Genomic DNA, 23,177 nt, shown 5'->3' on the forward strand with positions numbered 1-23,177 from the left:
CGAACCATCCGAAAGGGACGACGACCGGGACCGGTGGCAGCAACCGCGACGACAATCGCGAAGATACCCCAAATGAGTATCTGTTCCAGCGTGCCCCTTGCGCGACCACAAAATTTAGAGCGCAACCAAAGGGCATGCACGTCCGAAAACGCACGGACGTGGGAAACACTCAACCACTGCTTGCGCTGCATCTCGGCTTGCGCTTGAATGAGAAATCATGCGGGGCGGAGTTGTCATTTTGCTCTTGGGCGTCACAGCCCTCGGGGCCTATTCGATTGGTCGTCAGGATGCGCCTGTAGCGTATCCGCCGGTGCCGTCTGCGCCATCGCAGACCGTTGCACCCGCAACGCCACTCGCTATGACTGATGGGCCGGTCATTGTGATGCAGCCGAAACCACCAACGACGCCGGCCTCTGGCGTCGGCGACAGCGCGCCCGTCAACAAGATCAACGTCCCCGACAAGACTTTGCCGCCTGCCCCAAAGCGCAACGTTGAGGCCGCGCTGACGGCCGCTGCGATTGCCTCGATTTTGATCAAGACCAGCCGGGATCAGTACCACGCGACGGGTAAACCCTGCGCTTGCCCAGATGACGTGAAGCGGAACGGCCGAGCCTGCGGCGCGCGAAGCGCCTACTCCCGACCCGGCGGCGCTGCGCCGATCTGCTACCCGCATGACGTGACGACCGCCATGATCGACGCCTATCGCCAGCGAGTGATGTCGAGATGAACCGAGCGGCAATCGCGCTACGGATAACGGTGGCAACCACGATCGTGCTTTGTGCTGTTCTTTCTTTAACGTTGGCGCACAGCCGACGGATGTCGAGTGGAAGGTTTACGGATGTTCCGACAGGGCAGACGTGTCAACGACAGCTTCTATGCGTGATCGGCAGTCAACAGCCGTCTCGAACAGGCGTTTGGCGGGGCGCGATCATCGTCGATGGCGGTGATGGGGTATGGTCCTGACCAGAAGAGGCCAAGCACCAATGCGCTGGCGACCGAGGTTGGTGTGCCTGAACGTCGGCGCCGGAGGCCGCCGTGAAGACTAGTTTGACCGTCGTTCAGCTAGTCGTCTCCACCCGGTGCTTGGGTCCAATTGCGACCAGAGTGCCCCATCAGCTTCGATTGGATGCGAGCTAGCGCGTCACTGAGCCTCGCCGCTTCACTAAAGCGTGTCTCCGGGTATGGCGGCCGCGCGGAAGGATCGTGCACGAGGGCCTCCGCTGTATTCGAGAGCCGGCGGAGGGGCGTCCTCAGCCACTGCGCTGCACATAAGAGCAGCGCTAGTGTGGCAATGGCGCAAGCAACGAAACTCCTCCAGAATGATCGGATCAAGTTATGGGTGGACGCAAGCGCCTCGTCGGCACTCTGCCGAACCAGAAGAGACCAGCCGAAGCTTGGAAGGTTCGCGAAGCCGACCGTGGGAACGATCACCGTGAAGTAGTCCCTACCGTCAGGCCAACCTTCGCGTAGAGACGCAGTCGTGACGCGACTAGCCGCAAGCGCGGAGCCGATGTTAAGCGGCTTGTTGATGAGATCCGGTGGACCAAATAGGACGGTTCGATCACCCGAAAGCAGCAGCACGTCAATGCCGGGTACTTGCAACGAATCCATGCCTTCTGCAACCCATTTCCAATCAAGGTGAGCGCCGATGACCCCGGCAACGGAGCCGGCGTGGCGCAACGGCGCAGCAAGGTCGATAAAGCGATAGGGCTCAAGGGATGGAGGCAACTGGGTGGCCAGTAGTTGAGCGGCATGCACATCGATAGCCGCTGGCGAGACAAGGCCCCGCCTGAACCAAGGTCGCTGTGCACCGCTTACTCCTTCCAGCATGCCGTCTTTAGCCACAAGAATGGTCCCTTCGAGATCCGCCACGCCGAGCCAAGTGTAGCGCTGATCAAGGCGGCTCAAGAAATCTATGTGTTCTCTCGCCTTTTTTAGATCTGTTGGGTCAATGAGCTCAGCGGACCGAGCTACATCCATCCAAACCCCATAGAGCCGGCGGGCCAACAGCGCGGAGCTCAATTCGCCGCGAATCCTTAGCGCGTCGAATTGCAGCTGCTCTCCCCGTTGCTGTAGTAAGGCCGTGTAGATTGTTGCGGTCACGATCGCAGGGACCAATATGAGCAAGGCGCCTCCACAGAACACCAAGGACAGTAGGCTAGGTCTTTTCGGCATCTCGCGCTCCTCAACTCGTTAGAGCTCGCGCCAACTCACGGATCATTTGCAAGACGTTTCCTCGATTGGCCCCTGGCATGGCGGATTCGGTGTGAAGCTTCTTGATAATTTTCACCCTTTGCTCCGGAGTTGGAGAGAACTTAAGTCGATAGCCATCACGTGTTGTCGCAGCAACATGCGCGTCCACTCCGCTAATCCCCGGCAGGTTGAGCTTCCCTGCTGCTCCAGCGGAAAGTCCGGATGGACCGCTGATTCGAGCGCCCCCACGGCCCAGATTGAGAAGCCATCCGCGATGCTTCTCACCTTGGATCACCAACGTGATGGGTTCTGGGATCTGGCGCTGAGGTCGATCGTATCGCGGTCGTTCGATGCACACCACGACTGCTACTAGCAACACCAGAATGTTATAAACCGTCCAGAACATCACAATAGCCGTGCCGTCGCCCGCGGTAGCGGACGTATTGAAGACGAAATCGGAGTTCAGCGGCACGATCAGACCACCGATCGTCAGTCCGAGTAGGAGTAGGAATGGTCGCATCAACATCCATTGAACAACGACTTTGGCACGGTCGCCGCCTTTGGCCGTCACCGAGAACTTATGCGATCCCCCGGTCAGCAGCCCGAGAGCGGCTGCCTGGCTGATGGGCCAGGCCGCGATCAGCTGAGCCGTATCGTTGAGAAGCGGGACAAATAACCCTTTTGAAAGCCAGTTCAGGGACACCAGAACCATTAGGTAATAGGGTACATAATATTTGATAATTTCCACCAACGACGCGTTCACGATGGTGATGCCACACCACCAGTACAAGAGTGGGATGATCAGGCTGGCAAGCCTGAAAGGAAAGGTACTGAGCCAGTAGAGCAACGAATCAATAATGCCGATTCGATGCATCAGACCAAGGCCGTGCATGCCAAAGGGGTTGTATGAGTTGCGGACAATCTGCATCAGGCCAAGGCACCACCGTCCGCGCTGAGTGATATATTCTTTCAATCCCTCGGGAGCCAAGCCTTCCGTCAACGGCTCGTTAAGGTACACCGTTTGCCAGCCGTTTTCCGCGAGCTTAAGCGTGAGCAGAAAGTCCTCGGTTACGCTTTGTGTCGGAATCCAGCCAATCTGCTCGACGGCTTGGACCCGCATTACGGATGAGGTTCCGCAGCAGATAGCAATGCCCCAAGCGTCGCGCGCTGGCTCAACGTTGTCGAAGAAATGACGTTGCTCATCCGGATATGCGGTGCTTATTCTCAGGTTATGTTGGATCGGATCAGGATTGAAGAAGTGCTGAGGGGTCTGCACGAGCGCGACGCTTGGCTCGTGAAACAACGCTAGCGTCCGCTCGATGAAGTCCGCATGGGGAACGAAATCGGCGTCAAGTACAGCAACAAAGGCCGGGGGATCCGGATCTCGAGCGCGCGCGCGAAGTGCATGATTGATGTTCCCCGCTTTAGCGTGCTCCTTGTCCGAGCGTGCCAAATATCCGATTTCGTGCAGCTCGCAGAGCTGCTGCACCCAATTCCTGGCACCGTCGTCGAGAACAAAAATCCGAAGTCGAGGATGGCGGATTTCTGTCGCGCCGACGATCGTGCGCTCGAGTACTTCCGACGGCTCGTTGTAGGTCGTGATGAAAACATCCACGCGCGGCGCTTCTCCAGGCGGCCACCATTCGGAGTGCTGGTCTGCTTCGGCCGTCCGCTCCTTCACCCGCGACAGTATAAAAAACGCAATGCTAGAGGACAGCACTGTCAGCGCTTCGAGCAAGGCGAATCCCCAACTGAACAGCGCGTCCGCAGTCCAGTCGAGTGGCGCCAGCGTTTCGATGAAGCGCCAAGCCATATAACGCCAAGACAGTAAGCCAGCCGTCCCCAGGAGCAGAGCGCGCCAATACCAGTTCATAGGATTAAGGAACGGAAAGATGGTAAGGCGGAGGCCAATTATGAAGGCAGCACCTGCGAAGGCAGCAGCGATTGGTGACAGCAGAAGCATCAGAGTCCGTACCGCGTGATAAACTGACGGAATTGAGCGATTGGGCCGGCTGTGAAGATAACGCGTCCAGTACGCCCAATCGCGCAGCTGAGATCTGGCTCTCCTGCGAGGTCTGAAACAGTCACGGTGACATCAAAGCGCTGGAGATGTTGTGCACTTGGACCAACCGCAAGGTTGGTGTAGAGCGCGGCTGCACCGGCTCCGCCAAGGCGGGTTATGGTTCCATTGAAAATCCGATCATCCCCAAACAACCGAAATTGGACGGCCGTTCCGACCGAAAGACTGTCGTAGAGAGATTCGTTGACGCCCGCAGTGACGATCAGCGTACTGCAGTCGACGATCTTGACGAGATCCTGGCCGCGCCGCGCATATTGGCCATCGTCTACTAATATGTCCCAGACTAGACCAACAACGCTGGCATTAAGCGTAGCGAAACTCAAACTATTGGCACGAAGACGCTCGGCAGCGATTTGGCCGTCGAGCTGGACAATACGCGCTTTCACCTGCTCTTTGTCGACATTCAGCTCGGCCAGCCGCTGCTCGAGCTCTCGGATTCGTTGAGCCGAGGATGGAGCGTCGTTATAGGACTCCCCGATGAACACGCCGTCGCGAGCGGACGTAAGTTCCGTCTCCAGGTAATTCACTCGCTGCTGCGCACTCTCCAGTTCTTGCTGCGCAACGTCGTAAGTTGCGCGAGCGCGATCCAGATTCGCCGCCGTTTGTACACCACGCGTGCTTAGTTCGTTTGCGCGCTTAAATTCAGCGTCCGCCTGACGAAGGCGCGCGGCTGCAGCGTCTTGAGCTGCTTTCGTTTCGGCAATTCGGGCCTCGATCTGCCGAACCCTGCCACGCTGGTAATCAGTTGATTGAGCATCGAAGCGAGACCTGGATGCGGACAAGGCCTCTCGCTGGCCAACGAGGCGGTTCAGCTCAATCTGCTGGTTTGCGCGATCGCGATCGAGCTCAAGTAGCCTCGCGGTATCGAAGCGCTGGTCGTTGATTTCTGCGATGAGCTCGCCGCGGCTCATGCGGGCGCCGATGCTCTTTACGACAAGCGTTACCTTTCCTTCGATTGGGGCGCGAACGATGTAGAGTCGAGCATTGAGTGTAGCATCCGCCGATGTTCCAGCGAAGTGCTCGCCGATAACAACGTACAATCCCACTGCCAACAGCGTTAAGCCGACGATCGCACGTACGAGGCTCATAAGGACATTCCAACTGCATTTATGATGGGAGGGGTGGCGCAGCGGTATTCGCACACGGGGCAAACATATGCTGTGCAGCCTGAGGTCGAATCTATTTCCCCTAAGCGACCCTCCGCCCCTGCTCTGGATTGCCAAGCCCGGCGCCGCTCGGATACGACTGTTAGCGGCTCAGGCGTCATTGATCAGACTAACAGGCTAGTAAAGAATAGCTTTGCGATCTCAGCGGCAGGAGGATCCGTCCCTTCAGAAGTAACAACGGTGATAAATTCGTTCCTGCAGTTCCAGCAGCGCCAAAGATTTTGAACTTCCCGCACACCGATGCGTTCATGCCACTCAAGGCGGACCAATGCAGAGCTGCATTGGGGGCAGATTTTGTGACGTACTATTGAGACCGACTCCATGTGATAGTCCGTGTCATTGCGCAAAAAGGTCGTAGCCTAAAAAGCAATATTGTAGCCGTCGCTTCGCGAGCGGGTGCGGCGGATGGACCCTTCTCTTCAAAACTTGTGCCAACTGCGACAGCTTGATCATTAAAGGTAATTGTTCTCAAGGAAGCGTACCAGACCGACAGCATGTAAGAATTCGGACAGTCTGGGTCTTGTTCTAACGTAAGACCGCAAATCAGATTCAGCGACGTTCTGGAAGTCTTGGGTGGATCGTTTGGTGTTGAGTGAGTCGGCCTCGCAGGCGTCGCTGATCCTAGATGGCCCGATAGGGCTCCACTTGGCGGGACAAGCGGATGATCGTGGAAGTGTGCTTTGGATCGTGCGTACGACACTCCCTGGCGCAGTTAGGAGTTGTTCGGAGACTGCAACGGTCAACTCCGGCGCTTCAGTCGGAGGGTATTAGCCGCGTGTGGATGACGGATCTTCGAGGCGCATCCGATATCCGGAATTCGGATATCTGATCGCCATTGATGCTATGTACATCTGAACGTCGCCGGGCCGAAGAGAGGTGATCGAGGATCAGGCGCCTTGCCGCTCGCGCGGCCTGAGCACACAGGGCATTCGAGGATGCCCTGCGCCTTCACGTTCGAGCAGATCAAAACAGTGATCCACGACAGGCCGCCAGCGGTCGAGTAGCTCGGCCATTTGGTTTTGCCCTCACAGATCCGGGCGGGCGGCTTTCGCGCACCCGGCTCTTCCCTAGAGTAACCCGCGTCATATCCGCGCCTGCGCCCATGTGCGAGTGATGCGTGGAGTTGGCAGGCGGAAGCGTGCCGTCAGGGTCTCGAACTCCGGCCAGCCCATGCGCCGGCTTTTCTGGCTGCGCCGTCTCAGACAACGCAGCCAGGTCCCGACGCACTTTGCGGTAGAAGTCGTTGAGCGCTGGATAATTGTGCGGCCTGCCATAGTAGCCGTAGCGCCCGCGCAGGACGGCGGCAAACCACTCGTGCTGCGTGGTCAGTGGCGCGTGCATGAGCCGCCAGGCTTGTGCTTCACGATGAACCGGCCATCTCTGGTCCGCCCGCAGTAGTGGGTGAAGCCGAGGAAGGCGAAGGTCTCTGGCCGTCGCTCGCCGCGCCGTTGACGCGAGAGGGCCGCGAACCGGCCAAACTCGATCAGCCGCGTCTTGTCCTCATGGACCGTCAAGCCGAAGCTGGCCAGCCGCGCTTTGAGGGCCAAGAGCATTTTTTGCGCATCTGAACGGCACTCAGCACCTCGGCCATCGCGCTTTGGACGATCTTGTCTTCTAGCACTGGCACACCGAGAGGCCCCCTACCGCCATCGGCTTTGGGGATGTAGACTCGCCGCACCGGCTGTGGCCGGTAGCGACCGGTGTGGACCCGTCCGCAGGCGTGTCCACTTCATGCGCAACGCGCTGGCGCATGCCGGCAAGAGCGGACGGCGCGTCGTCTCCGCCGCCATCGTCACCGCCTTCGTCCAGGACGATGCGGAGGCGGCGCGGGCGCAATGGCGGCGCATCGCCGACCAACTCCGCCCCAAGCTACCGAAGCTCGCCGCCTTTCTCGACGAGGCCGAGACCGACGTGCTCGCTTACATGAACTTCCCGGCCGCGCATCGCGCCAAGCTGCACTCAACGGATGAGACGGACAAGCGATTTCTTCATGGCCGAGACGACGATTGCGGAGGTCGCCGTAAGTTCATTGTTCGGTCGCGCTGCGGGCCATTCTTCCGTCCCGGCCACCGATCTCGCAGCCGCCGCGCGCAGGGGCGGTCAAGGCTGGCCGCATTTGCGGCCACCGCATGGCTTGGCCTTGACCGGCCCGAGCACGATGGCACGCTGGCGTGGAACGGGACCGCGTGGCTAGACCTTGCCGTCAGCCGCGATTGTGGTTGTCGGGCGCGGGCGACCTCGTGGCGAAGCGTGACGCGTCGGCTGTAAGCGTCACCGGAACGCCTATTTTGTCCTGCCGGATTGATGCGCCCGCGCGCCCGGTTTGGGCCGCCGCGCTTTCCATTGCGACACGAACCGTTCGTAGCTTTGCTCCGCTTGGGCGGCAATCAGCATCTCGCGATCGCGCAGCGCCTTGATGTTGTAGGCATAGGCAGGTCCACGGCGGCTGCCTTTCTGTTGTGGATGTCCGGCTTGAAGTTGCATCGTGCGGGTCTTGTTGGCGACCAGCGCTGGGCGCGCCCACAGGTAATCCTCGCCCTTGGTCAACAAATGCCAGCAGAGCACAGTGAGCTTCCGGGCCACGGCCACCGCGGCGATCTGATGGCCGCGCCGGGCGCGGATGCGGACGAAAAACGCATGCAGTGGACCGGGCGCCTTGGCCGCGGCCCAGGCCGCCTCAACCAGCATGGCACGCGCGTGACTGCGGCCGATCTTGCTGATACGGCCGTGATGGGCGGCTCCGAGTCCCGACTGCCGCACTCGCGGGTTCAGCCCGAAATAGCTTACCAGCTTCTGCGGGCTGTTGAACCGGCTGATGTCGCCGATCGCCGTCATGATGCCGGCGGCGACCGCCAAGTTGACGTCGGTGATCGTCATCAATCGGTTGACCGCGGAATCCTCGATTGGGTCCTGCGCGATCTCGCGGTCGAGCAGGGCCAGGTCTTCTGCCAGCCGGTCAAGCTCACGGACGTGCCGATCGATGGCGGCGCGCTCATCGTCTGGCAGCTGTTAAGCAGCCAACCAGGCCCGGCCGCGAGCGTTGAACAGATCGGCATGCGGGCACTTCGGGATCAGATGCGCGTGCAGGATTGAATGCACCTCGTTCTTGAGCCGCGTGCGATGCCGCATGATCTGGTAGCGCCGCGCCACCAGTCTGCGCTTGCGTTCGGTCTCCCCGTCAGGCGTCCAGATCTGCGGTAGGTATCCTGCCGCCTGCAGACTGGCGAGCGTGCCGGCATCGATCTTGTCAGTCTTGACGTGCGCCTGGGCGATCGCCTTCACCTGCAAGGGATTGGCAATGGTCACCCGCGCCACGAAGAGCGCCAGAACTCGCGACACCGCTACGCTGTTGCCGGTCGCTTCGAGCACCACCTCATCACTGGCCAGCAGCGTCTTGCCAAACCCCTCCAGCGCAGTCCGCGTCATATCAATGCGCCCCGCATGTCGGAGCCTGCCGTTCCCCCAAAATACCACCTGCCCGAAGGTTCGGTGGACATCGATGCCAATTACCCGTCGCATTCGCACCTCCTGCCAGACACATGACGGGACCTGCGGGCGACACGACAACTACGGATACGCGCTCTCGGCGCAACCGGGCGAGTCGCAGAGGCGGCCAGCTACTAACTCGAGCTCTCGGCTCATCGTGCGTATCGGCCTGCCCGCACATCGTGCTCCCGGTGCCTCTGTCCCGATGGTCGTACCATACGCTACGATATAGAACACCGCAGCGGAACGTTGGCACCGAGACATCTCATACCGGTTACCAATCCGCTCGAACGGGTCAATGGCGAGATCAAGCGTCGAACCGAAGTGGTCGGCATCTTCCCCAATGAAGACGCCATCGTGCGCCTCGTCGGTGCGATCCTGCTCGAGCAGAACTACGAGTGGGCGGTTCAGCGCGGCCGCTACATGACACTGGAAACGATCGCCCCGTTGGGCGATGATCCCGCCGTCAGCTTCCCGGCAATCGCCAGTTGACCGATCCGGCCATGCCGGCGAACGTGGTGAGCCCTGTTACACCACGCCCAGGGACACGATCGAATGCGGCTACCCTGAGCAACAATTCCGATTGATGCGTCCAATGCTGCGCCACAAATCTAGACCCCTTATTTCTAATCAGCGCTCCCGAGCACGCTCCACGTGTCATTGGAGGAGATTGAGCCTGACCTGCTCGGGAAACCGTCGTAGAGGCAGAAGCTACTTAAGAACTCAGCGCGTCGACTGGCGCATGTAGGCTTCTTGCTCCATCTTCAGTAACCGCTGCGCGGCCGGCTTCGCGATCAAGCAACGCGGGGATACCGGAGGCTGGAACAGCACTACTAAACAGATAGCCTTGTCCTTCTGTGCAACCATTGGCCACCAGGTAGACCAGCTGGCCTTCGTCTTCGATCCCCTCTGCCGTGGCGGTCAAACCAAATCCTTCAGCAAGGCCGAGTATAGCACGAACGATCACCCGGCAGTCGGCACTGTCGTCGAGATGCGATACGAAGCTGCGGTCAATCTTGATCTTGTCAAGACGAAACCAAAGCAGCTGGCTAAGTGTAGCATAACCTGTTCCGAAATCATCGAGCACGATCCGGATGCCGGCTTGACGAAGTTCGTCAATCACGGTCTTCGCAACCCCAGTTCTTTCCACGAACGCGCTCTCGGTAATTTCAACCTCCACGCGGCGTGGGCTGAGGCCGGTTTGCTCAAGGATCGATAGAATGCGCTCTCCAACCGTGGAATCCCGCAATTGACTTGGCGAAATGTTGAAGGCAAGCGAAAACGTCTTCGGCCATGCATTGGCATCAAAACAGGCGCGGCGAAAAAGCTGATCTCCAAGAGCGTTGATGAGGCCCGTTTCCTCTGCCATCGGAATAAAAACGTCGGGCGGGATCTGCCCCAATGTCCTATTTTCCCAACGCGCCAAGGCCTCGAACCCGATAATGCGATTACTTTCGAGTGAAACCAGCGGTTGGTAGTGCAGCTCGATAATATCCGCCGCGATGGCGCTGCGAAGCTCACGCTCGATTTGAATGCGCCGCTCGACATGCATGTCCATGCCTGGTTCGAAAAAGCGAACACGCGACCTGCCGTCGCCTTGCGCGCGATAAAGCGCGCGATCTGCGCGCCTGACCAATTCGTGGAGATTGACCCCGTCAAGCGGAGCGATGGCGATGCCAATTCCAACACCAAGCTCGGCGGCGCCAGTCTCAAGTGCGAAAGTGTCGGCGGTGGACGCCACGATACCGCGTGCCAGATTGGCGGGATCTTCGAGGGAGCTAATGTTTGGCAGGACGATCCCGAATTCGTCGCCACCGATCCTCGCCAGGAGGCCGTCCTTGCGCAAGATTTCGGCAAGCCGCTTAGCAAATTCGCAAAGCACCTTGTCCCTCGCTGCATGTCCATGCGTGTCCTTGATCCGCTTTACGCCGTCGAGGCCAAGCATCAAAACAGCGACTTGTTGCGTGTCGGTGGCGAGGCCAAGGCACAGATCAAGTTTTTCATCAAACAAGCGGCGGTTCGGCAGGCCCGTCAATGGATCGTGTCGCGCCAGATCGCGGGCTTCTCCTTTTGCAATGATTCGTGCTTCAGTTTCGCGCGCGAGTTCTCGATAGCGCCGAACACTAAAGATTGTAAGCGAAACGCTCATTAAGAACGCAACGAATATGATGAATACAATGTCGCCGAGTACCGAGTCTAAGCCCCGCCCCAGCTGAATCAAGCGAGGACCAATCTCATAGAGATGAGCTAAGATTGAAGCGACAACGAGGCAGCCGAAGAGAGCAATGAAGTCCCTCGTGGCAGAACTCCGCCAATCGAACTGCATTACGCGAGATGGTGGAGTTAATAATCTCATCTCAGTCGGATCTTCGCTAACGCAGATTGGTTCAGTAAGGTTCCTACCCGTAGCATGAATGTCAACTGAGGACCAGATGATGTGCGCCGATTGCCGAACCATTACCGGCTTCGCAAGCTGCGCCATCGACTCTCGATCGTTTGTCACCGGCAACCGTCCTGTTCGATCGACCAGCAACTTCGCACATCGTCAACGCGGCCGAAGCAACGAGTTGCGCCCTCAATATGCCGCTTCAACGTTCTGGACGCTCTGGAACGCGAGTGGCTAGTGAACGTTAGTCGGCGTGCGACAGCGCTTAGTGCGACCAGGCTCCTGCCAGTGGCGCCCTCTGATCGGGACCTTCCGCCAAATGCCTGACGAGCGGATTGGTGATCGCAGCGTCGCGCGCCGGCGCTGCCCGCCTTGGCGGGGTGAGGCGACCGCCGGCTGAGCACTCGACAAAACCAAGGCTTTTGAGCGACGCCGTAGCAGGCAACGACCATTGCAGCTCCCGGCAGCTAGTGGTCGCGGCCTAGATGTTTAGTCCCGGCATTTGCTGGAGCGGATTGATAGAGAAGCGTTCGGGGCTGGAAGCCCAGGCTTTGCAAATGAACTCGTAGGGCGTGAGGCCCTTGAGGGTTTTGAGCCTGCGGCCGAAGTTGTAAGCCGAGACGAAGTCGGCGAGATGTTGGCGGAGCTGGTCATGGCTCTCGTAGTAGAAGCGCTTGACCGTTGCGTCCTTTATGGTTCGGTTCATTCGCTCGACCTGACCGTTGGTCCATGGGTGCTTCGCTTTGGTGGTCCGATGGTCGATGTCATTCTTTGCACAGGCGAGTTCGAACGCGTGGGCCCAGTAGAGTTCGCCGTTTGCCATGGCCTCCTTGATCAAAGGTACAGCCGAGCCTCCGGCACCGGGGGTCGTGAACTGGATGCCATTGTCGGTGAGCATCGTATGGATCTTATAGGGAACGGCCGCGATCAAGCGCAGCAGGAACTCCCTTGATACGGCGGTGGTAGCCCTTTCGTGCAGTTCGACGGAAGCGAACTTGGAGGTTCGGTCGATCGCCACAAACATGTGGAGCTTACCCTGTTCGGTCCGCACCTCGGCGATATCGATCTGGAAGAAGCCGACGGGTAGCTCTTGAACTTCTTCTTTGCCGGTCTGTCGCCTTCGACGTCCGGCAGTCGGCCGATACCGTGGCGCTGCAGACAGCGGTGCAGCGATGAGCGTGTCAGTTGCGGGATGGTCGGCTGCAGTGCATAGAGGCAGTCATCAAGCGGCAATAGCGTGTAGCGCCGGAAGGCGACGATAACCGCCTCCTCTTCGACGGACAGTACCGTTGATTTCGCCCGCTTGGGGCCGGTCGGGAGGTCGGCGACCGAGGTCCGCTTCTTCCACTTGGCGACGGTCTTCTGGTTGATGCCGTAGCGCTTTGCCAGCGTTCTCAGGCTCGCTTGACTATGCTGTATCGCTCGACGGATCGCCTCTGTCGTCGTGGCGCTCCCATGAAGAACCTGGCCCATAGTGCATCCTTTGATTCGGCAGACAGGAATGCCCCATCAAAACCCGGGATCAACATCTAGTGCGGCGCGAACTCGCCTGGAAGCATTGCAATTGATGGACCACGACCGAATAGAACTGTTAGTAGTATTGTGGCTCTGACTTACGACAGTGAGAACCGACGTCGCGCCGGCGCGCGCTTGAGTCGAAGTGCGCGACGAGCGATAACCTAGGCGACAACCACACGGTTGCGACCTTCAAACTTTGCGCGATAGAGCCGCTGGTCGGCGACGTTCAGGAACCCGTCGAGCGTGTCTCCATCGCGCCCGAATTCCGATACTCCAACACTGATGGTGACGCCAACCGACGGTTCGGCTCCGACGTCGAATGCAGTGCGTTCGATGGCTGACCGAAGGCGTTCGGCTACCGCGCAAGCCGCGTCCAGCGTCGCCCCCGGCAGCAATACCATGAATTCTTCACCGCCCACGCGCGCGACAGAGTCGTAAGGCCGGATCGCTTCCAGACATTTTCGCACGAATACGCGCAGGACCTCATCGCCGACGCTGTGACCGCGTGAGTCATTGATATCCTTGAAATGATCGAGATCGAGCGACAGCAGAGACAATGGAGCACCGGTCCGCTTGGCCCGCGCGATCTCGGCGCCGATATGCTCGATGAAGTGGCGCCGGTTCCCGGCACCAGTCAGTGGATCGGTGGCGGCGAGCCGTTCTAGTCTTTGATTGCTCATTTGCACTTGTTGAAGCGCCTTTTGAGTGTCGGCCATCGATCTGGCCAGGCGTACCGTCATTTCTTCCTGGCTATAGATGGTCGCGAACGATTGCGTTGTTCGGAAAGCCTGAACAACGCCATAGCTGAGCAGAAAGAACCCGCCGGCAAAGATCGCGTGGGCCAGCCACCACATATGGTTCCATGGCGCCGCCAGAATGAATGCGAGCGACGATAGCGCGAACCACGCGACGGAAACGCCGAAAACAAGCATGAGCGGCGAGTGAATCCGTCGCATGAGCATGACCGAGACGTTCAGCGCACTGAATAGCAATGCGCCGCCCTCCATGGACAAGCGGACCGCCGGGTGCCCAGCATAGTGAGAATAGGCGACCAGTGCGACAGCTATGTCCACCGTCAGGAATAGGCCAATCCACATCAGCCATGCGCGCGCGTCCGAACGCTTCTCGGGCTCGTCTGACGGCTGATTGTAGCTGAGCAGCCCGATGAAGAGCAAAATCGACATCACCAGACGCGACGCCGGCCCATAGAGCAGGAACAGCCAAATATTGCGGTGCGCCATCCCAGTGAAGGCACCGTGCAGCGAATAGATCAGCGCGAACGCCAGAAAGCCAAGCGTCAACCAGCGCAACAGGGGCTCGCCTGAAGACCGGTAGCAACGCCACGTCACATATGTGACGAACAGCCCCTCGAGGGTGGCGACGACGATCGCGAATTCGTGGAACAGGTGATCTTCAAACTTCAGCGCGGGATCTTGCTGGAAATATAGGTAGGCGATGAACTGAGTGGGCAGCAGCGCGAAGCCGGTGATGAGAAGGATCGTATAGGCCTCTGTGACCAGCCGCAGCGCGTTGGGCCGCTCGTGCACCGTAAGATTGGTACTCATATGCTATACCGTCATTCCACGATGATTCCGCGCAGTCTTTTCCTGACTCCTGGGCTTTTCTTCAGAGACCTTAGAGTCCTGCTGTACAAAGAGTCCTGCTGTACAACCAAGATGAAGGCATCATGGTTCGTCTCCGCCGAAGGCCATCTAACAGCCTAGCACGATAATCACTGCTGACGGGCGCGGAGGTCATGAGCTTCACCTTCCGTCCATCTGCTGCACTCACTCAAGCAGCACGGCGACGCCGCCAGGATCGGCTTGCCATCCAGCAGGGCCGAGTTCCGCAGCCGCGGGGTTCCCTACGCCGGTGGCGCGTTATGTGTTAGAGGCCACCACGTTCAGTCCACCCGCTCCGCTGAAGGTAAGGGTATCGTGCGTGTTCAGTACGGTATCCCAGCTGCTGCCCCGAGTCGTCACGATCTGCGACCCGTTCGAAAAGGCGCCATCGGAGGATGAGGAAATCACGAGCCCGTTAAGGAAAGGATTCTGCGCATTACCGTACTCAATCGTCTGCTTGCCACCCACCGGTAGCGCCGCTGCGACGATCGGTCCGGGCTGGTTCGGCTCTGAGCCAACGCGCGTGACGAGCAACACCGTAAGTGTCAGCCCGCTTTGATTGATGAGTTTCTTGTACGCCACCTGTGACCTCCGTTACCTGCTGGGCGTCCCCGCGCCGAAATGCGGGACAGAGATTCCGCTATATACATAAGCCGGTTGAGCTAGGCCCCTGCCAGATCTTGTAGGCGGCCAATATTCGGAACCTGTCAGATAGCTTTCAGCACATTGAAAATGCGGTGCCGCTTCGGTGTAAGCGCGCCTAATGGCGCAGTGTTGCAGGAATAGGCAACAACCCGCTTACTCGGCACTAGCCAAACTGGTCGCGCTGGAATGTTTATTGATCGGCACAGGCGCCACCGGTAGTAATGAATTTCCGTTTTGCCGCCCCTGTCTGGTTGAAGACGGCGAAGTCAGAAACCCGACATGACGATGCTTTCATTCCTTATTCAAGCAAGGACCCCAATCGGTCCTTTGCGAGCCGCGAAAATCTGCTGGCATGACTTTGATTGGTCCCGATCAACGCGGCGTAGTTGCTGCTTATTATGATCTTTGCAGTGATTTGTCCCGGAGCTGTGCTTCACGAACTTCTTTGCACGCGCCGTTATCGGCGCGCCGATTGCACTGACGGTATTCGAACCGTTACATGCCGGAGAACGTTATGTGCTCTGCTTCCTTCTTTTCCCGCGTGGAGTCACCGAAGCAGGCGGCTCCTCGCAACGCCTACTTGATCGGAACCGGCATCGCCGCGTTGGCCGCAGCGGCCTACCTCCTCAAGGAGGGCGGGCTATCGGGCCCGAATATCGTCCTTTTCGAACAAATGGAGCAGTTCGGTGGAAGCCTCGACGCACACGGCAATCCGAAGGATGGATATGTCATGCGTGGCGGGCGTATGTTCGAGGAGAAGTTCAACTGCACCTACGACTTGTTGTCCTTCATTCCCTCGATCGCTGACCCGACGAAATCGGCCAAGGACGAACTGATGGAGTTTCATCAGGAGTTCTTCTGGAACGACAAGGCGCGCTTGGTTTCAGGCGGGCAGATCGTCGACGTCTCCGATCTCGGTTTCAGCGAGAGAGATCGCCTCGACCTGATCGCTCTTTGTGCGACGCCAGAATCGGTGCTCGGCGTCAGGACAATCCAAGACTGGTTCAAACCCCATTTCTTCCGTAGCAACTTCTGGCTCATCTGGTCCACGACCTTTGCTTTTGCGCCTTGGCATAGTGCCGTCGAGTTCAAGCGCTACTGTTTACGCTTCCTGCATCTGTTCTCGACGATCGATACGATGGCAGGAATCTACCGAACGCAGTTCAACCAGTTCGATGCGGTAGTCCGCCCGATCGTCGCATGGTTGAAGGCGCGAGGCGTGCGGCTCGAGATGAGGGCGGAAGTGACCGATATTGATGTTGTTGTCGAGGGCGGGCAGAAGACCGCGACCCATTTGCACTATCGGAAGGGCGGCGAGGATCGCACCACTGAGCTCGCCGAACGGGATATTGTGTTCGTCACCAATGGGTCAATGACATCCGACAGCAGCTACGGCTCTATGGACACGGTTCCGGTGCTGAAAACGCAGCGGATCGGAGGCTCCTGGCAACTATGGGAGCGCTTGGCCGCCAAAAGCCCCGACTTCGGTCGCCCCGCTGCTTTCGTTTCCAACATCGATCAGTCCAAATGGGAATCATTTACCGTCACTGCAGACGACGCGAGCTTCTTCGACCGGCTTGAAGCCCTCTCCGGTAGTCGAGCCGGCAAGGGCGGGCTGATAACGATCAAAGACTCCAATTGGCTCCTGACCGTCGTCCTTAATCATCAACCGCACTATTACGAACAGCCGAAGAATGTCTGGGTCTGGTGGGGATACGGACTTTTCCCGGACAGGCCGGGCCAATACGTGCATAAACCTATGGCGGAGTGCACGGGGCGTGAAATCCTCATCGAGTTGCTTTCGCACCTGCGATTCACAGACAGTATTGCGCACATTCTCGATACTTCGCGCGTCATGACCTCGCTGATGCCTTACGTTACGGCCCAGTTCATGCCGCGCGTGAGGTCCGACCGACCGGAAGTCATTCCGAACGGCTCGCGCAATCTCGCCTTCATCGGCCAATTCTGCGAGATCCCCGACGACGTAGTCTTTACCGTCGAATATTCCGTGCGGGCGGCGCAGATCGCTGTCTTCGGCCTACTCGACGTCCAGCGTCCGGTCTCACCGTTCTACAAAGGCCAGCATGATCCCAGCGTCCTCTTCGATGCCTGGAAGACGCTGCACCGCCACTGATCAACGGCAGGAAGCAAGGATCCGTCATGAGGCGTGTGAACAACAAAGTCATTCTGGTGACGGGCGGGGCTCGCGGGATGGGCGCGGCTCATGCGCGCCTATTGGTGGCTGAGGGGGCCAAGGTAGTAATCACCGATATTCGGCATACGGAAGGCGAAGCTCTTGCCGCTCAACTAGGCGGATCCGCCGTCTATGTCTGTCAGGACGTTACTCAGCCGGAGGAGTGGGCCGAGGCGGTCGCGAGTGCCGAACGGCAGTTCGGTGCGCTGCACGGGCTGGTCAACAATGCGGGGATCGCCAACATGGCTCCCCTCGAGCAATTTCCGCTGGATCAATGGAACAAGACCCTCGCCGTCAATCTGACCGGTGTATTCCTCGGAATGAAGGCGGCCTTGCCGGCCATCAGGCGCGCCGGCGGAGGTTCGATTGTCAACATCTCGTCGGTCGAGGGGCTGCGAGGCAGTGCCGGTCTCCATGCCTATGTCGCTTCCAAATTCGGCGTGCGGGGCATAACCAAGTCCGCTGCGCTGGAAGCTGCGGCCTCGGGGATCCGCGTCAACTCGATCCATCCCGGCTTCATCGCCACCTCGATGACCGAGAGCTTCGAGTCCTCTCTTTTCCCCATTCCGCTGGGCCGGCCAGCCGAGCCGCAGGAAGTGTCGCGGGCAGTCTTGTTCCTACTCAGCGATGAGTCCAGCTACCTCACTGGTTCCGAGATCGTAATCGATGGCGGCCTGACGGTCGGCGTCCCGCGCAAATACCCGGCACCCGAGAACATCTTTTGATGAGTCCAACTGATCACCCACCCGGACGGAGTGTTCCATGCATCATGGTAGCGGAAATTACGAAGCATTTGCCCGCCCCCGAAAACCCGAAGGTGTGGACAATAAGACGGCGTGGTTCGTCGGAGCAGGCCTGGCAGCGCTCTCTGGCGCAGCCTTCCTGATCCGCGATGGCCATATGCGCGGCGATCGGATCACCATCTTCGAACGGCTGAAAATACCGGGTGGGGCGCTCGACGGTGGCCAAGACCTGGAAAGGGGATTCGTGATCCGGGGCGGCCGCGAAATGGAGGATCATTTCGAGTGTCTATGGGATTTGTACCGATCGATCCCTTCGCTCGAAATCGAAGGTGCCAGCGTCCTCGATGAATTCTACTGGTTGAACAAGGATGATCCAAACTACTCTTTGCAGCGGGCGACTGTGAACCAGGGACAGGATGCGCGCACGGACGGGCTTTTCAGGCTGAGCGAAAGGGCGCTCAAGGAGTTGATTGCAGTCTTTCTTGCCTCCCGTGAGGAGATGGAAAACAAGCGCATCGACGAAGTGTTCGGAAGTGACTTTCTGAACAGCAATTTTTGGCTTTATTGGCGAACGATGTTCGCTTTTCAGGAATGGCATTCTGCTCTCGAGATGAAGCTTTATCTGCATCGGTTTGTTCACCATATTGGCGGCCTGCCGGATTTCAGCGCGCTGAAGTTTACCAGGTACAATCAGTATGAATCGCTGGTTCTACCGCTGTGCAAATGGCTGTTGGAGCAGGACGTTGACTTCCGCTACGGCGTCGAAGTCACCTGTGTCGATTTCGATATCAAGGCCGGACGCAAGCAGGCCACGGCAATTCACTGGCTGGAGGATGGCGTCGCGGGCGGTATCGGGCTCGGCGCCGACGATCTTGTATTCATGACGATCGGCTCGCTCACCGAAAACTCGGACATGGGAGACCATCACACCTCCTCTAGGCTCGACCAAGGCCCGGCGCCTGCTTGGGATCTGTGGCGACGTATCGCCGCCAAGGACACAGCCTTCGGCCGCCCGGACGTCTTCGCCGGTAATATCCCTGCCACCAAATGGGAATCGGCGACCATCACGACTCTGGACGCGCGCATTCCCGCCTATATCCGCAAGATCGCTAAACGTGAGCCGTTCAGCGGCAAGGTCGTCACGGGAGGAATAGTCACGGCGAAGGACTCGAGCTGGCTGCTCAGTTGGACCGTAAACCGCCAGCCGCATTTCAAGCACCAGCCCAGCGATCAGATCGTCGTCTGGCTCTATTCGCTTTTTGTTGATAGGCTCGGCGATTACGTGAACAAGCCAATGCAACATTGCACAGGCGAGGAAATCACGCAGGAATGGCTTTATCACCTCGGCGTGCCGGCCGACGACATACCGGGATTTGCTGCAACGGCCGCAAAGACAGTGCCGGTGATGATGCCCTATGTCACCTCTCTCTTCATGCCGCGCAAGGCGGGCGATCGGCCAAATGTTGTGCCGAACGGCGCCGTCAATTTTGCCTTCATCGGCCAGTTTGCTGAGTCGACGGAGCGCGATTGCGTCTTCACGACGGAATACTCAGTTCGCACGGCGATGGAGGCCGTGTACGCGCTCCTCAAACTCGAACGTTGTGTGCCGGAGGTGTTCAATTCTACCTATGATATCCGCAAGCTGTTCGCGGGGATCCGCAGGCTGCGCGATGGCAAGGAAGTCCAAGTTCCGGAACTAGAACCAGCGTTCTTGCGCAAGCTGATGCTGAAGAATATCGGCGGTAGAGACTTCGGAAGCACTGCTCAATGAATATCATCTGATTGCCGGGTGGCCATCTTGCGCTGATCGTCGGTCGTCGAAAAGATCCTTCGCGCTGTTCCTGCGCTCTGCCCCGGAGGGCAAGCGCCGCCTCGCCGTGCGCGCCAAGCGTCGAGCCCAGCGCTTGCACCATGAGCGAACTTGCGGACGAATAGGGCGACCATCACTGCTGCAGACTACAAATATAGGCAACGTCGATCATTCGCAAGATCACCACAACGCCTCAGCATATTACTGACGGCTGGCCCAGCACGGAAATCGGAGCGATCATGCCATCGAACAACGCCGCCAGCGATCTTTAGCTCGCGGATTCCCCGCGTTCTTATGCGCCTGCAGCCGTGGCGCGACCGGTACATAAGCGATGCGGTTCGCTGCTCCGATCGTGGCCTTATGCAAATTGCCGGCACTAATGCTTAGCCAGTCTTGCTGCCTTACACCTGCGTCCGTTTTCAGCAAACGGCGGCGCTGGTCGCTCGAAAATGCTTTGCTTCTACCGAAGGCGCATTGCCATCATACTTGGCAATCGGACGATCTTGGGGGAGTATCAGGCGACCGCCCCAAGCTCGCCGTTTATATCAATCGATCCGACTGCTCACCGCTGATGTTGTTGTACCTTGAGATTATCCAACAACTTCGAGCCTTCACTGAACGATCTCGACCAAGATCGCTCTGCCAAGTCGAGATAGCTTTTCAGCAACTCGGAGGGAGTTTTGACCTCGGCAACGACTTTTAGAAAATTGGCCTGATCGTACAAGGAGGAAGCAGAAAATCTCAATCCGTCCTTCAAAGCCGCCGCGAAGAAGCTTGTCGTTGCTTCGATCGACTTCTGCCATTCTGGAAACACAAATGAGCCGCGCGCGGCTGCGGTCGACTCTTTAGTGTGCTCGGCGGCGCCGCCTAACCCGGCGGCCGATGCCTGGGTCACTTGCGGCCCTTGTTGTGTACGGCGTTTCTCGTCTTCGGCTATACTCGACGCCATTGGAAGTCTCCTCTCTGAAGGACTGTAAAGTTGTGATTGGTTTCGCGGATCAGCTCCCATCAACTTTCAGAGGGTAACACGGTCTCCAACGTCTGATACCTACCTCTTTTGGTGGATTCGATAAGGACTGACATCACGACGACATACAACGTGAGCATGCAAGCGCGGATCGTTCAAGTCGATGCTCGCGAACCGGCACTGCATCATTCCCGCCGAATACATTCATGAATGGCGGGAAGAAGACGGCGAAAAACAGCCATGTTTGTTCGCACGCCAGGACGGCAAGCCGCTTATGCTCGTCGGAATTGGGATTGGTCCGAAGTCAAAGGAGAACGAAGTTCCGTCGTTTGCCATCCTTACTGACGAGCCCAATGAATCGGTCTCGCCGTGCCATGACCGCATGCCGGTCGCGGTGATCGATCCGGAGAAGTGGTTGGACCTTGACAGCTTGACCTTGCCCCCAAGTTTTATCCAGTCCTGAGTTCGCCCCGGCTGTTGGATTTGCCCAGTTGGGCGATGGGAGCGACGGGAGCTGGCGCGGAGCCATCGGCATAGCGCAGCGCCAGATCCCGTCGCGGATGGCAGGTGAAGGCGAACTCGGACGGCGTCTTCCATCCGAGCCGCGAGTGTGGGCGCGCATCGTTGTAATCGGCCCCGCCAGCATCCGAGCGCGATGCGGGCCTGAGCCAGCGACGTGAACAGCGTCTCATTCAACAGTTCATCCCGCAGCCGGCCATTGATGGGGAAGACGGCCCCGCTCCCTCAGCGCCAACGATATACTGGCGTGGAGGAGCCGCTAACAGGAGGAATGCACCAATGGAAGTCGCGACAATTGGATTGGACATCTCGAAGCACGTGTTTCACATGCATGCAGTTGATAGCCAAGGCAAAGTGGCTGGTCGCCAACGGCTCCGGCGAGGAGAGATCATTTCCTTCTTCTCCTCACTCACACCTTGCCTGGTTGGCATCGAGGCCTGCGCGACCGCTCATCACTGGGCGCGGGAGATTCGGAAGTTTGGGCACGATGTGAGATTGATTCCGCCGGCCTATGTTAAGCCCTACGTACGTAGAGGGGCCAAGAATGACGCTGCTGATGCGGCCGCGATCTGCGAAGCGGTCGCCCGTCCCAATATGCGGTTCGTTCCAATCAAGACCGTCGAGAGCTAAGGATTCTTGATGCTTCATCGTGCAGGAGGCCTGCTGGTCCGCCAACGAACCATGACAGCCTGCGCCATTCGAGCTCACTTCGCCGAGTTCGGATTCATTGTCGGGCAAGGCCGGCAACGGGTGGATGGTCTGGTGGACTTGTTGGAGGTCGAGGGGTTGACGCTACCGGCCCATGCGCGCATCGCACTGGCCGTTCTTGTAAACCAACTAAAGGAATTGGACCGGCAGGTCGAGGCCATCGAGCGCGAGTTGGCTCAGATCCAGCGAGTAAATCCGATGGCGAAGTTGCTGTCCTTAATTCCAGGCATCGGTCCCATAACGGCTACAGCTCTCGCCGCAACGGTGCCGGATGCGACCATGTTCCGCTCCGGGCGAGAGTTCGCGGCCTGGCTTGGCCTGACGCCCAAGCAGAATTCCACCGGCGGGAAGGATCGGCTCGGCCGGATTACGAAACAGGGCGATTCCTATCTCAGGCACTTGCTTGTCATCGGAGCACGTAACGTCGTTCGGTACCCGGAGGCACGCTCTCGGGTGGGAGGCGGTTGGATCGAAGCCCTGCTGGAATGGCGTCGGCCGATGGTCGTCGCCATCGCAGTTGCCAACAAGTTGGCCCGGATCGTCTGGGCGATGATGACGACCGGGGAATTCTATCGGCCTAAGCTCGCGGTCTGACTTTCCGCGTATGTTGGCCACCTTATGGTGTGAGGGCAAATGACAGCATGATGGACGCCGGCGGAGCTGGGGATCGAGCAAGCCCGAAGAGCTTTAAGCGCAACAAGCGCGACCCGTTGATGAGGCCTCGATCCGCGATCTCCATCAGGGCCAGCGGCCATGGCATCGGTCGCACTGACAGGCCGTATACATGAACGCACCCGACCGGTATCCAAAGCGCGGCTGAAATCCTTGCATCCGCGGGGCCGTCTATACATGAAGCTCTCGATGAAGGCGTTCTGCATGGGCTTACCCGGCGCGATGTAGCAGGCGACGCGGCTCTGGTCGGCCCAGGTCAGGATGGCGGTGAGCTCGCTGCCATTGTCGCTGACCACCATCCTCGGCTTGCCGCGCTCAATCAGTAGCCGATCCAGTTCCCGCGCCACCCGAGTGCCGGAGAGTGAGGTATCGGCTACCAGCGCCAGACACTCGCGGGTGCAGTCGTCGACCACGGTCAGGACACGGAAGCGGCGGCCATCCGTGAGCTGATCCGACACGAAGTCGAGC

At 58.7% G+C, this 23,177-nt stretch carries 12 protein-coding genes and 8 pseudogenes; 8 read left to right on the plus strand and 12 right to left on the minus strand.

The features are described 5' to 3' along the window. Positions 1 to 358 precede the first annotated feature (358 nt). Positions 359 to 727: a hypothetical protein gene (locus tag AKL29_RS10595; protein WP_152977525.1), complete on the plus strand. Its 369-nt coding sequence runs from the start codon at positions 359 to 361 to the stop codon at positions 725 to 727. A gap of 335 nt (positions 728 to 1,062) precedes the next feature. Here AKL29_RS10595 and AKL29_RS10600 read toward each other — a convergent pair whose 3' ends face one another. The 4 genes from AKL29_RS10600 to AKL29_RS44615 all read right to left on the minus strand — a co-directional run bounded on the left by AKL29_RS10600 (position 1,063) and on the right by AKL29_RS44615 (position 6,986). Beyond that, the gene (locus AKL29_RS10600) at positions 1,063 to 2,127 is read right to left on the minus strand and encodes a hypothetical protein (protein ID WP_152977526.1); all 1,065 of its coding nucleotides are present in this window, start codon (positions 2,125 to 2,127) and stop codon (positions 1,063 to 1,065) included. A 58-nt stretch (positions 2,128 to 2,185) separates the two neighbouring features. Continuing rightward, positions 2,186 to 4,156: a glycosyltransferase family 2 protein gene (locus AKL29_RS10605; RefSeq protein ID WP_050384119.1), complete on the minus strand. Its 1,971-nt coding sequence runs from the start codon at positions 4,154 to 4,156 to the stop codon at positions 2,186 to 2,188. Beyond that, positions 4,156 to 5,361 carry an HlyD family secretion protein gene (locus tag AKL29_RS10610; protein ID WP_050384120.1) on the minus strand — a complete coding sequence of 402 codons (1,206 nt, stop codon included), beginning with the start codon at positions 5,359 to 5,361 and terminating at the stop codon, positions 4,156 to 4,158. The genes AKL29_RS10605 and AKL29_RS10610 overlap by 1 nt, the downstream gene beginning before the upstream one ends. A 1,403-nt stretch (positions 5,362 to 6,764) precedes the next feature. After that, complete coding sequence (locus AKL29_RS44615; RefSeq protein WP_244481911.1) at positions 6,765 to 6,986, minus strand: hypothetical protein; 222 nt, start codon at positions 6,984 to 6,986, stop codon at positions 6,765 to 6,767. 166 nt (positions 6,987 to 7,152) lie between these two features. On the opposite strand from AKL29_RS44615, the pseudogene AKL29_RS10620 reads away from it, so the two are divergent. Further along, positions 7,153 to 7,419 (plus strand): annotated as a pseudogene (locus AKL29_RS10620) (transposase); the annotation flags it as partial. 303 nt (positions 7,420 to 7,722) lie between these two features. On the opposite strand, the pseudogene AKL29_RS10625 reads toward AKL29_RS10620, so the two are convergent. After that, a pseudogene (locus AKL29_RS10625) lies at positions 7,723 to 8,940 on the minus strand (IS110 family RNA-guided transposase). Positions 8,941 to 9,192: 252 nt separating this feature from the next. On the opposite strand from AKL29_RS10625, the pseudogene AKL29_RS10630 reads away from it, so the two are divergent. Then, positions 9,193 to 9,417 (plus strand): annotated as a pseudogene (locus AKL29_RS10630) (transposase); the annotation flags it as partial. A 223-nt stretch (positions 9,418 to 9,640) separates the two neighbouring features. Here the strand turns inward: AKL29_RS10630 and AKL29_RS10635 are convergent. The 4 genes and pseudogenes from AKL29_RS10635 to AKL29_RS10650 all read right to left on the minus strand — a co-directional run bounded on the left by AKL29_RS10635 (position 9,641) and on the right by AKL29_RS10650 (position 15,033). Further along, the gene (locus AKL29_RS10635) at positions 9,641 to 11,146 is read right to left on the minus strand and encodes a putative bifunctional diguanylate cyclase/phosphodiesterase (protein ID WP_244481912.1); all 1,506 of its coding nucleotides are present in this window, start codon (positions 11,144 to 11,146) and stop codon (positions 9,641 to 9,643) included. A 646-nt stretch (positions 11,147 to 11,792) separates the two neighbouring features. Beyond that, positions 11,793 to 12,784, minus strand: a pseudogene (locus tag AKL29_RS10640) (IS481 family transposase). 206 nt (positions 12,785 to 12,990) lie between these two features. Then, positions 12,991 to 14,394: a sensor domain-containing diguanylate cyclase gene (locus AKL29_RS46265; RefSeq protein WP_050384122.1), complete on the minus strand. Its 1,404-nt coding sequence runs from the start codon at positions 14,392 to 14,394 to the stop codon at positions 12,991 to 12,993. A gap of 315 nt (positions 14,395 to 14,709) precedes the next feature. Beyond that, positions 14,710 to 15,033 (minus strand): hypothetical protein, encoded by a 324-nt coding sequence (locus AKL29_RS10650; RefSeq protein WP_028337843.1) that lies wholly within the window; start codon positions 15,031 to 15,033, stop codon positions 14,710 to 14,712. 562 nt (positions 15,034 to 15,595) lie between these two features. Here AKL29_RS10650 and AKL29_RS10655 point away from each other — a divergent pair. The 3 genes from AKL29_RS10655 to AKL29_RS10665 are packed head-to-tail and all read left to right on the plus strand — an operon-like array spanning position 15,596 to position 19,804. Then, entirely contained in the window at positions 15,596 to 17,230 is a 1,635-nt protein-coding gene (locus AKL29_RS10655; protein WP_082190550.1) for an oleate hydratase, read from the plus strand. 26 nt (positions 17,231 to 17,256) lie between these two features. After that, positions 17,257 to 18,015, plus strand: coding sequence for a glucose 1-dehydrogenase (locus tag AKL29_RS10660; protein WP_050384123.1), 759 nt, complete (start codon positions 17,257 to 17,259; stop codon positions 18,013 to 18,015). A gap of 37 nt (positions 18,016 to 18,052) precedes the next feature. Beyond that, positions 18,053 to 19,804 carry an oleate hydratase gene (locus AKL29_RS10665; protein ID WP_050384124.1) on the plus strand — a complete coding sequence of 584 codons (1,752 nt, stop codon included), beginning with the start codon at positions 18,053 to 18,055 and terminating at the stop codon, positions 19,802 to 19,804. 601 nt (positions 19,805 to 20,405) lie between these two features. Here AKL29_RS10665 and AKL29_RS10670 read toward each other — a convergent pair. Next, complete coding sequence (locus tag AKL29_RS10670; protein WP_050384125.1) at positions 20,406 to 20,792, minus strand: hypothetical protein; 387 nt, start codon at positions 20,790 to 20,792, stop codon at positions 20,406 to 20,408. 172 nt (positions 20,793 to 20,964) lie between these two features. Between AKL29_RS10670 and AKL29_RS10675 the strand changes: the two are divergent. Beyond that, a pseudogene (locus tag AKL29_RS10675) lies at positions 20,965 to 21,273 on the plus strand (SOS response-associated peptidase family protein); the annotation flags it as partial. Here the strand turns inward: AKL29_RS10675 and AKL29_RS41790 are convergent. Then, positions 21,260 to 21,530 (minus strand): annotated as a pseudogene (locus AKL29_RS41790) (integrase core domain-containing protein); the annotation flags it as partial. The pseudogenes AKL29_RS10675 and AKL29_RS41790 overlap by 14 nt on opposite strands. Positions 21,531 to 21,608: 78 nt before the next feature. Here AKL29_RS41790 and AKL29_RS10680 point away from each other — a divergent pair. Further along, positions 21,609 to 22,631: pseudogene (locus AKL29_RS10680) on the plus strand (IS110 family RNA-guided transposase). 257 nt (positions 22,632 to 22,888) lie between these two features. Here the strand turns inward: AKL29_RS10680 and AKL29_RS44625 are convergent. Next, positions 22,889 to 23,177 (minus strand): annotated as a pseudogene (locus AKL29_RS44625) (DDE-type integrase/transposase/recombinase); the annotation flags it as partial.

Origin of the sequence: Bradyrhizobium pachyrhizi, assembly GCF_001189245.1 — a bacterium.
GTDB lineage: Bacteria > Pseudomonadota > Alphaproteobacteria > Rhizobiales > Xanthobacteraceae > Bradyrhizobium > Bradyrhizobium pachyrhizi.